Annotated in this window: 9 protein-coding genes; 7 read left to right on the forward strand and 2 right to left on the reverse strand. The window is 63.0% G+C overall.

Translation table 11 applies throughout. The annotated features are described in order from the left end of the window. Positions 1–51: 51 nt before the first annotated feature. A complete protein-coding gene (locus tag HX807_RS09760) occupies positions 52–504 on the reverse strand; it encodes a winged helix-turn-helix domain-containing protein (protein ID WP_177049806.1) in 453 nt (150 codons plus the stop codon). 72 nt (positions 505–576) lie between these two features. Further along, positions 577–3795, reverse strand: a complete 3219-nt coding sequence (locus HX807_RS09765) for a type III effector HrpK domain-containing protein (protein WP_087694811.1) — start codon at positions 3793–3795, stop codon at positions 577–579. Between the two features lie 563 nt (positions 3796–4358). On the opposite strand from HX807_RS09765, the gene HX807_RS09770 reads away from it, so the two are divergent. The 7 genes from HX807_RS09770 to HX807_RS09800 all read left to right on the forward strand — a co-directional run bounded on the left by HX807_RS09770 (position 4359) and on the right by HX807_RS09800 (position 10056). Then, complete coding sequence (locus tag HX807_RS09770) at positions 4359–4520, forward strand: hypothetical protein (RefSeq protein WP_003207273.1); 162 nt, start codon at positions 4359–4361, stop codon at positions 4518–4520. 115 nt (positions 4521–4635) lie between these two features. Next, positions 4636–5529 carry an FHA domain-containing protein gene (locus HX807_RS09775; RefSeq protein WP_134326975.1) on the forward strand — a complete coding sequence of 298 codons (894 nt, stop codon included), beginning with the start codon at positions 4636–4638 and terminating at the stop codon, positions 5527–5529. 28 nt (positions 5530–5557) lie between these two features. Then, a complete protein-coding gene (locus HX807_RS09780; protein ID WP_003207269.1) occupies positions 5558–5914 on the forward strand; it encodes a hypothetical protein in 357 nt (118 codons plus the stop codon). Further along, positions 5914–6249 carry a lipopolysaccharide assembly protein LapB gene (locus tag HX807_RS09785; protein WP_087694813.1) on the forward strand — a complete coding sequence of 112 codons (336 nt, stop codon included), beginning with the start codon at positions 5914–5916 and terminating at the stop codon, positions 6247–6249. Before HX807_RS09780 ends, HX807_RS09785 begins: the two co-directional genes overlap by 1 nt. Continuing rightward, complete coding sequence (gene sctV / locus HX807_RS09790; RefSeq protein WP_134326974.1) at positions 6246–8384, forward strand: type III secretion system export apparatus subunit SctV; 2139 nt, start codon at positions 6246–6248, stop codon at positions 8382–8384. The genes HX807_RS09785 and sctV overlap by 4 nt, the downstream gene beginning before the upstream one ends. Next, positions 8381–9661, forward strand: a complete 1281-nt coding sequence (locus tag HX807_RS09795) for a type II and III secretion system protein family protein (RefSeq protein ID WP_008433173.1) — start codon at positions 8381–8383, stop codon at positions 9659–9661. The genes sctV and HX807_RS09795 overlap by 4 nt, the downstream gene beginning before the upstream one ends. Before the next feature lie 14 nt (positions 9662–9675). After that, positions 9676–10056: a hypothetical protein gene (locus HX807_RS09800; RefSeq protein WP_003207261.1), complete on the forward strand. Its 381-nt coding sequence runs from the start codon at positions 9676–9678 to the stop codon at positions 10054–10056. Positions 10057–10247 lie beyond the last annotated feature (191 nt).

Here is a 10247-nt window from a genome sequence, read left to right on the forward strand (position 1 = left end):
ATATAAGCCATCACCCAAATAATGGATATGCCCCCGATCCAAATCCCCCCCTCAACTGTTAAGCCTCTCCTGCCGCACGCCGTGCATCGGCCTCACCTCATCCCCCAAACAACGCCGACAGCTATAAACCCCCAACACCACCGGCTTTTTCTGCTCCCCACGCTCCACCCAGGTCGGCGCAACAAACCGATACCCCTGGCCCGTCGCCGTCGCGATATACACCGAATCATCATCCCCCAACGCCCGGCGGATCGCCTTGATCTGCGCCCGCAGGTTGCACTCTTCCACCACCAACCGTGGCCAGGCGATGTCCAGCAATTGGGTCTTCTCCAACAGCTCACCAGGCCGCGAAGCGAGGGCAATCAGCAACGTCAGGGCCCGACTCCCCAGGCTCACCGGCTCACCGTTTTTCAGCAGCAGATGACGTCGGGGCAGCAGTCGATAAGGGCCAAAGTGGATTTCAATAGCGCTGTCTTCAAGGTGGCCGCGGTGTGAATACGTCATGTGATTAACCTTTGTGCATGTTCAAAAACACAACCCCGCGCGGCTCCCTTCGCGCAAGGCTGCAAGGGAAGGTCAGGTGTTGATCGCCGGGATCGGGTCTTCAGGATAATCACCCGGCTCCGTAGGCCCGCCAGTCAAGCCGTATTGCTTGAGCACCGGCGCAAGCTGGCCATAGAACGCGTCCTGCGCCTTGCCATGGGCATCAGCCAGGGCGAAGGGCAGGAACGCGCTGCCGATCCCGCCAAGGATCGCCGTAGCCCCGCCGAGGATCCCGCTGATGGTCCCGGCCACCGCGCCGATTTCCGTGGCCCCGTACAACCCGGCCCCGGCTTCCACCAACCCGGCCACCGCCGCACCCGTACCCAGCACGCCGGTGGCAACCGAGAAACTGCCGCTCAGGTAGTCGCCTTTTTTCAACGAGTCGACACCGCCAATCACCCCGATCACACCGCCGATAATCCCGCCCGCCGAGCCAATGATCTTGCCGGCCGCGCCGAGGTTGGCGATTTGCTGCGGGCTCAGCGGGCCCTTGCCCACCGGTACCTTGCCGGGGAAATCACCAATGGTGCCGCCATCCGGGCGGTTGACCCAGGTGATACCGTAACCCGCTTCCTTGGCGTATTTGGTGCCGCCCTCCATCAACAGCCCGGCAAATTGCAGCCCGGCGGATACCCGGTTCGCGTCCGCCACCGGCGTATTGCTGCCGCTGGCCGAACGGGCCATCAGCACGCCGCTCATCAGCACTGCGCTGCCGATGTGCAGCAGGCCTTGCTTGAATGCCGGGCTGACGTCGCCGAACTTCATGCCTTCGATGGCCTTGGGCAGTGCGTCGGCGATCTTGTTGCCCTGGCGCCCGATGTCCCATACCGAACGCAGCATCGACACCACTTGCGCCGGGTCGATCTTGCCGCCATCCGAGGTGACGAACATCTCTGGATCTTTTTGCTGGGCGTCGTTGATCGCGGCAGTGACCTTGGCTTCGTCGAAGTTGCCCTTGCCGTCCCCCAGGGTGATGTTCAGGGTGTCGGTGGTGGCACCGCCGAGCAGGGCGTCGCCAAGGGCTTCGTTGAAATTCACCTGCAAGGTGGCGGCGTCATCCGCCGAGGCCTTGTCACCGAGGAAGGCCTGGGCCGAGGCCGTGCTGGCGGCGAAGCTGCTGGCCGCCACGGTCGGGTCCATACCGCCGGCCACCGCGTCGGTAAAGGCCTTGCCGGTCACCAGTTGGTTTTTGTAGTACTGCTGGATGTTGTCGCTTTGCCCGGCCTTGTCGGCGATGCCGGTCAGGTCCACATGGCCGTTGCCCCCCAGCGCCAGGTTGGCGATGGTCGTATCGTTGGCCGCGTTTTGCAGGCCCATGCCCATGTCGATCTGCTTGCCGTTCTGGTCCTTGGCGTTGAGATTGTCGGTGAGGTTTTTGCCGGTCTCGATGTCGTCGGTGTAGTAGTTCTGCATCGCGACTTTCATCGCCGGGTTGCTGTCGACGATGTCGGCCAGTGCCGGGCCGCGATTGTTTTGCAGGAAGCCTTGCACGTCCGGGTCGGCCGAGAGGGTTTCGATGCCGCTTTGCAGCTGTGCCTTGATTTTGTCTTCGTTGGGGTTCAGGCCGTAGTGGGGCGAGGTGTACTTGTCCATCAACCCGGCGTGGGGCACGTAGTCGCTGACCAGCAGGCGGGTTTGTGCATCGGTCAACTGCACCAGCACCGCGGCTTTCTGTTCGCCGCTGTAGTTCTGCGGGTTGGCCAGGATGTCGGCGGTCAGGCCCGAGGTGTCGACGCCGGCGACGGCATCACGAGTGGCGGCACCGTCGAGGAAGGTCAGGGTGTCGCTGTCGGTTTTCGGTGCCTGTTTTTCGAGCCAGGCGCCGATGTTGTCGCGGGTGCCGATGCCGTCCGACTTGCCGGTGGCGGGGTTGTCGCCGCCGGTTTCCAGTGCGTGGAACATCCCGGGTCTGGACCACATGGCCGCTGCGCCGGTCAGCTCGGTGCTCAGGGCCAAATCGCTGCCCAAGGCTTGCAGGTTGTCGCTGCGCAGCATGCCGTCGTTGCTGCGCTGGTTGGCGTCACCGGGGCGCATCGCCGGACCTGCGCCAGCGGCCAGGCTCTCGTTGGCCATCAGGATTGCCGCCGACTTGGCATTCGCCTTGGCCAGGTCACCGGGTTTGCTGCCTAGGAAACTGCCATAGGATTTCGACGCGGCGCCGAGGTCCTTGCCGGCGTTGTCGATGAAATGGTCGACATCGGAATGGGTGATCACATTGTCGGCCTTGCCACGCCCGCCGGTATCCAGCGCGGCCATCAGGCTCGGGCTGCTGGCCACGTACTTGAGTACGGCCTGAGCCTCGGGGGGGAGTGTCGTGGGTGGGTTGGCGAAGTCGATCGGCGCGCCATGCAGGCCCCAGGCGTCCCAGTTTTGCGAGAGCAATTGCGCGGCCGCCTTGGGCCGGTTCAGGTCGAGTTCTTCCTTGGTCGGCGTGCCGCTGGTGTTGCCGGTGATGGTGTCCCAGTCCTTGGCACCCGACACGCCAAACGATGAGGTGTCGATCCAGGACGTGTCCGAGGCGCCCGCCGCGCCGGTGCTGCCGGCATACAGTTTGGCCACCTGGTCGTACAGCGCGGGGGTGATGTCCTGGGACACGATCACCTTGTCGCCCGACGCCGTGGTATAGCGAATCAGGCCCGGGCCGACTTCTTCGGGCGGGCCGATATTCGCTGCCGGGTCCATGGTTTCCGTGGGGCCGGCCAGGCGGTAGCCCTCGGCCTGGCTGGCATTGATCGCAAAGAGCTTGGCCGAGTCGCCGCTGACCTGGGCGAACAGCGCGGGTGTTTCCTTCTGGCTGACCACGATTTTGTCGCCGGCACTGGTCTCGTAGCGGATCAGTCCCGGGCCCAATTCGGTGGTACTGCCGATCGCCTTGTAGTTGCCCAGGCCAGGCGCCACGGTGCTGGCGTCTGCCTCCTTGTAGCCGGCGCCTTTGCTGTCGGCCAGATTCTTCTCAAGGGTCGCGTCGCTTCGCTGTGCGTTGTACTGGTTGACCAATTGCTCAAACAGCCTGGGGTTGTCGATCTGCTTGAGGGTCACCGGTTTGTCGCTGCCCAGCGGGGTGTAGGTGATGCTGTTGTTCACCGGTGCCTGCACGTTCTGGTACGGCAGCGGAATGGACGGCCCGCGGATTTTCGAGGGGTCGAATACCGGCTTGTCGACGGCGGTGAACAGGGCTTTTTCGAACGTGCTCCGGGAGCCATCCGGGCCTTTGTTGTCGGCAGGGTCAAGGCCATTCGGGATCGCAGTCATAGATCACCTGGAAGTTGTTTTATATCAGTCGATATTTAGTGCAAGTGCACTAACTGGGGCGGGCGAAAGTTGCGAAGTGTTATTGGGTTAACCCGCGCCGAGCTATCAAACGCGATGATCAAGTCGGTTTTGTTACAAATGGAAATATCTGCAAAGTTGGGCAAATGGCTATTAGTTAAAAGTGTGAAGTTGTCGGATTTATTTTCTGGAATTGTTGAGTGATCAACGTTTTTACCCAAGGGTAACGGGCTCGTAAATTGTTCGAGTTGGTTCGTTTTTCAGGTTGTGCCCCCGTAAACATTGGGTCTCGTCGTGTATTGGTTTTTTAACAAAAGTTCCACGCCCGCGCGGCGATGAGATTTTCTCAACGGCACGTTGAGCCGGATTTTTCACAGCACCTGCCATGAACGTTTCACAAGCTTTCACAGCGAAGGCGTTTTGTTCGTGAGTAGTATGGTTCCCATGCAAACCGACGGCTGCATGGCCAACTCACTGTCTGACGCTGGGAGTTTGTTTCGGTTTGCATGCGGCTTAACTTCCCTATCGATGCAAGGAGATTGAACATGGCTACTACTCCACCAGTAAGTGCAGGCGGCGCCGACGACGCTATCGCGAAGATGGAAGCAACTTTCAACATGGCCATCGAGAAGTCGGCCAAGATCACCGAGATCAGCACCGCGAAAAAAGCAGAGCTCGACGCCACCAAACAGCGTCCGCAGAACTGATTCGCCATGCGGGCAGCGCCGGCGCTGCCCGTATACCTGCCTTACCCCGTTGCACCGTTGTTGATCGGCACAGGCGTCGTTGCGGCCTGTGATTCTCAAGGGGGCAAACCCAACCATGACAGCCTTGATTTCCCTGGGCCTGCCCGCCGCGAACGGCGCGCCGACCCTGCTTGTGACCCACGGTTTGCACCAGGGCAGTTCCCTGATGCTCGACCAGCCGGTCTACACCCTTGGCGCCGCCCTGGCGGCCGACCTCCAGCTCAGCGATCCCGGGATTGCCGAGTTGCACCTGCGCCTGCGTTTTGAAGGGGCCCAGGTGGCCGTCGAGGCCCTCGGCGGCGATGTACTGATCACCGGCACTGCCGGCGATATCCGTATTCCCCAAGGTAGCGGCCATCGCGCGCGGCTGCCGCTGCAACTGCGTATCGGCACGGCGGGTGTGAGCCTGGCGCTGCCGGGCAGCCCTGAAAAAATCCCTGCGAGGACACGCACGTTAACGCCCTGGATCATCGCCACCGCGTTGCTCTTTGTATGCGCCGGCGCCCTGGCATTTCGCAACGATCCACCGCAAGCGCAAACCGTAATGCCGGTTGCCGAAACAACCGCAGCCAAGCCTTCCCGTGCCGAGGCCAAGGCCTGGTTCGAAGGGCAATTGCAGGCCGCCCACCTGGACGCCGTGAAGGTCAACGACATCGATGGCCAACTCAACGCCGTCGGCTCCTTTGAGCGCGCGCAAAAGCCTCAATGGGTCGCCCTGCAACAAGCCTTCGACCAGCGTTACGGCCAGCAGATCGTGCTTAACCCGCGGGTCGCCGTGCGTGCAGATGCGGCCCGGCCACGGGTGCGCTTTCAAGCCGTGTGGTTCGGCGCCAACCCCTATGTGATCAATGACAGCGGCAAGCGCCTGTACCCCGGCGCGGCCCTGGCGGACAACTGGGTACTGGAGCGCATCGAGAACAACCAGGTGATCCTCGCCCGTGGCGAAGAACGCTTCACCTTCACCCTATGACGCTGCTTTTTTCAGCTAAGGCCCCGGGATGAAAGTCGAACCCCGTCCGTTGATTCCAAGTGACGTGCGCAGCGCGCCGGTCGAGGCGATCCGCCCGGTCAACTCGCGCCAGGCCACGGCTTTCGAAGCGTTGCTGAAAACCCGCAAGGTCCAGTCCCGCCGCTCCCTGCGCAGTGACCTGGAAGAACTCACCAGCGCCGCCGGCGTCGACTCGCTGCTGTTCGGCAGCGCACGTTCCCTGGAACTGCTGGAACACGTGATGCAGCACCTGTTGCCGAACCTCGACGCCGAGCCGCAGATCAAGGCATTGGCCCACGACCTGATCAGCGAGGAAATCGAGATGCGCCGCACCCTCGAACAACAACGCTCGGAGGTCCAGGCCTGATGCCCCGGGACAACGACGACGCGGTGCAATTGCTCAAGGGCATTGGCGAGCTGTACCGGCGCAACGGCCAGTCCCAGCGCGCGCTGGTGATGTTGCTGATTGCCGTGAGTGTCGCGCCCGACGATGGCCAACTGTTGCGCTCGCTGGTGCTGGCGTTCACCGACAGCGGCGACTTCACCCGCGCACTCGCGGCCCTGGATCGGCTGGTCGCGCTGGAGGGTGAGTCTGCCAGCCTGTTGCTGCTGCGTGCCCGGGCGCTGTGGTACGGCGAACGCAAGGACGAAGCGCGCCAGTGCTTCAAACGCTACCTCGCTGCACGGAGAGCCGCGCCATGAACCTGCTCAATCGCCTGAACGGCATCGCGCGCATGGCCGCCCAGCGCACCGACGTGATCATCGTCGCGTTCATGCTGATGGCGATCGTGATGATGATCATCCCGCTGCCTACCTACCTGGTGGACATGCTGATCGGCTTGAACATCGCCCTGAGCATCCTGATCCTGATCGTGGCGTTCTACATCGGCCACTCGGTGGAATTCTCCGCGCTGCCGCCGCTGATCCTGCTCAGCACCCTGTTTCGCCTGTCGCTTTCGATCACCACCACCCGCTTGATTCTGCTGCACGGCGACGCTGGCCATATCGTCAAGGCCTTCGGTGACTTCGTGATTGCCGGCCAGGTGGTGGTGGGCATGGTGGTGTTCCTGATCATCACCGTGGCGCAGTTCGTGGTGATCACCAAGGGCGCCGAGCGGGTCGCGGAAGTGGCGGCGCGCTTCACCCTGGATGCGATGCCCGGCAAACAGATGAGCATCGACAACGACCTGCGCAACGGCGATATCGACCAGGCCGAAGCCCGCCGCCGGCGCTCACGCCTGGAGCGCGAGAGCCAGATGTTCGGCGCGATGGACGGGGCGATGAAGTTCGTCAAGGGCGATGCGATTGCCGGGTTGGTGATCCTCGCGGTCAACCTGCTGGGCGGCATGCTGATCGGCATGATCGAGCGCGACATGGCCTTCGGCGCGGCGGTGCACACCTATTCGCTGCTGACCGTGGGCGACGGTTTGATCGCACAGATCCCGGCGCTGCTTATCTCGGTAGCGGCGGGCACCGTGGTGACGCGGGTCAACAGCGACGGCGAAGCGGGTGACCTCGGCAGCGAGATTCTCAAGCAGTTGGGTGCCAGCTACCGCGCCCTCGGTTTGACCGCACTGATCATGGTCGGCGTCAGCGTGATACCGGGCTTTCCGACCTGGGTGTTCCTCGGGTTGTCGCTGGTGTTCGGTGGTGCTGCCTTCGTGATGTACCGTCGTCATACCCGTGAAAACCAGGTAGAGCCTGAAGCGCTGGTCGAGACCCTGGAACCGGTGGTTGAAGTGCAGGCCGAGCAGGATTATGGCGTGGCCCCCGACACTCGGGTATTGCTGACCCTCGGCAGTGCGTTGGCCCTCAGCGCCCCGCGCCAGCTACTGAGCCAACGCATCGAAGCGCTGTGTCACGACATTCGCAGCGACCTCGGCGTCGATATGCCGGTGCCGGGCATTCACATGGACGCCAAGGCCACGCCGGGCAGCTACCGCGTGTCACTGGAAGGCGTACCCGTCAGCGAAGGCGAGATGCCGATCAACTGCCTGCTGTTGCAGGACGATCCGGTGCATGTGCAGTTGCTGGACATCGCCACCCTGCAAGCCGATTCGCCCCTCAACGGTCGTGCCGCGCACTGGATCGAGCGTCAGCACGAAGACGCACTGCGCAGCGCCGGCATCGGTTTCCTGCTGCCGGACGAAGTCCTGCGTGGCGTGCTGGAACGCAGCCTGCGCCGCTATGCCGCAGACTTCCTCGGCATCCAGGAAACCCGCCTGCTGCTCGAACGCACCGAAGCCACCTACGGCGAACTGGTCAAGGAAGCCCTGCGCCTGGTGCCGTTGCAGCGGGTGGCCGAGACCCTGCGCCTGCTGGTGGGAGAGGGCGTGTCGATCCGCAATCAGCGGGCCTTGCTCGAAGCCATGGTGGAGTGGGGCGCCCGGGAAACCGATGCCGGCCGCCTGGCCGAACACCTGCGTGCAGGGTTGGCGCGGCAGATCAGCCATCAGTACGCCGACCGCAATCGGGTGATTGGCGCCCTGGTGCTGGCGCCGGGATTGGAAGACCAGTTGCGTGCATCCCTGCGTCGCCAGGAGCCCAGCCGTGAAGTGATCCCCGAGGAAGTCAACCGCGCGTTGCTCGCCCAACTGCGCCAGGCCTGCGACAAAACCACTGAAGCCAACAGTGCGGTATTGCTGGTGCACCCGGAACTGCGCCGCAGCCTGCGGCGCCTGGTGCTGCGCGGTGAACTGGAGCTGGCGGTGTTGTCGTTTCGCGAACTGGCCACCGAATACAACCTGCAAGCGCTGGTGACCATCAGCCTTACCGATATCTCCAACCGCCGTGCACCTGCCGCGGCTTCCGTCACTTCCCTGGCGTCTGCCTCATGATCCGTTTTTGTCTGCTGTTGCTGACGTTGACCTCGTTTTTCTGCAGTGCCCAGGACATCGCCAACGGTGCCCAGGGGTCTATCAACCTGGCCTCCGGTGAAGGCCGGATCCTGCATTTTGTGGCCCCGGTGGAGTCGGTACTGGTGGCCGAGCCGGGGATTGCCGACCTGCAAGTGGTGTCGCCCGGGGTGATCTATATCTTCGGCAAGGCGCCGGGCAATACCAGCCTGATTGCCCTCGGCAGCGACGGCAAACAGCTTGCCAGCCTGAGCCTGGCGGTCAGTAGCGCGACCCAGGCAGTGACTGCGCCGATGCAGGAATTGCATCCCGGCAATGGCGCGCAGATCAGCGGTGCCGGTAACCGATTGATCGCCAAGGGCACGGTGCGTTCGGTTGGAGAAGCGACGGATTTGAATGCCTTGCTCAACCCACAGGGCCAGGGCTTCCAGAGCGCGGTCAACACCACTGAGTACGCCGGTGCAGCCCAGGTCAACTTGCGTGTGCGCTTCGCCGAAGTGTCCCGCTCGGAACTGCTGCACTACGGGGTTAACTGGAACGCCATGTTCAGCAACGGCACGTTCTCCTTTGGCCTGATCACCGGCGGACCGCTGGCCGCCGCCACCGCCGGTGGCCTGGCGGCGGCGGGCAGCGGCTCGGGCAATACCAATATCGACGGCATGCTCGACGCGTTGCAGGCCAACGGGATCCTGCAAATCCTGGCCGAGCCGAACATCACCGCCATGACCGGGCAAACCGCGAGCTTCCTGGCGGGCGGCGAAGTGGCGATCCCGGTGCCGGTGAATCGGGACCTGGTGGGGATCGAATACAAGTCGTTCGGCGTGTCGCTGCTGTTCAACCCGACGCTGTTGCCCAACGGCCGGATCGCCCTGCAAGTGCGCCCGGAGGTCAGCAGTGTGGTGAGTGGCGGCACGGTGGATTTCGGCAATTTCCATGTGCCGTCGTTCAGCGTGCGCCGCGCCGATACGCGGGTGGAAGTGGGCAGCGGGCAGACGTTTGCGATTGCCGGGTTGTTCCAGCGTGAGAGCAGCCAGGACATCGAGAAGCTGCCGTTGCTGGGGGACTTGCCGATCCTGGGCAACCTGTTTCGCTCCAAGCGTTTTCAGCGCAATGAAACCGAATTGGTGATTTTGATTACGCCGTACCTCGTGGAGCCGGTGCGCAGTCGCACCCTGGCCACGCCGCTGGATGCGCAGCCTGCGACCGCCGCAGCGGCGGGGCCGCGCAGTGGTGGGGCGTTTGGTTTCTACATGAATTGATGAGGGGGCATGGCATGAAAGTTTCGCGTTTGTTGATGTGTTTGCCCCTGTTGGTGGTGGGCTGCAAGACGCATCTGGCGCCGGTGTATTACTCGCCGCAGTATCAGGCGGACGGGGTGCCAAGCCAGTGCCAGCAGCCGCCGGCCAAGGACGAGATTGGACTGGACGAGGATTTCAAGGCGACCTTGCCGCTGGGCTGCGCCAACAATCTGAATTTGATGCAGATGGTGGAGCAGCGCCAGGATTTGAATCAGGGGCGGGCGACGGGGCCTGCGATGGCCGCACCGGTTGGGCGGGCGGCGCAGGTGTATATCGAGGGGTTTGATCGGGAGCAGTTGCAGCGGCGTCAGGCTCAGCAAGAGGCCAAGGCGGGCGCTCCGGGAGCGGAGCAATGAACCTGCGTTCACATGTCCTCTGTGGGAGCTGGCTTGCCTGCGATAGCGGTATTCCAGCCCCAGCAGATCCATCTGTCACACCACAGACCCAATGTGGGAGCTGGCTTGCTCGCGAAAGCGGACTGGTAGGCGACCGGGATCTTGAAGCTTACCGCGTACATATCCATTCCTGCGGTAACGGCCACTTAGGG

It is taken from the genome of Pseudomonas sp. D8002 (genome assembly GCF_013385695.1).
Classification (GTDB): Bacteria; Pseudomonadota; Gammaproteobacteria; order Pseudomonadales; family Pseudomonadaceae; genus Aquipseudomonas.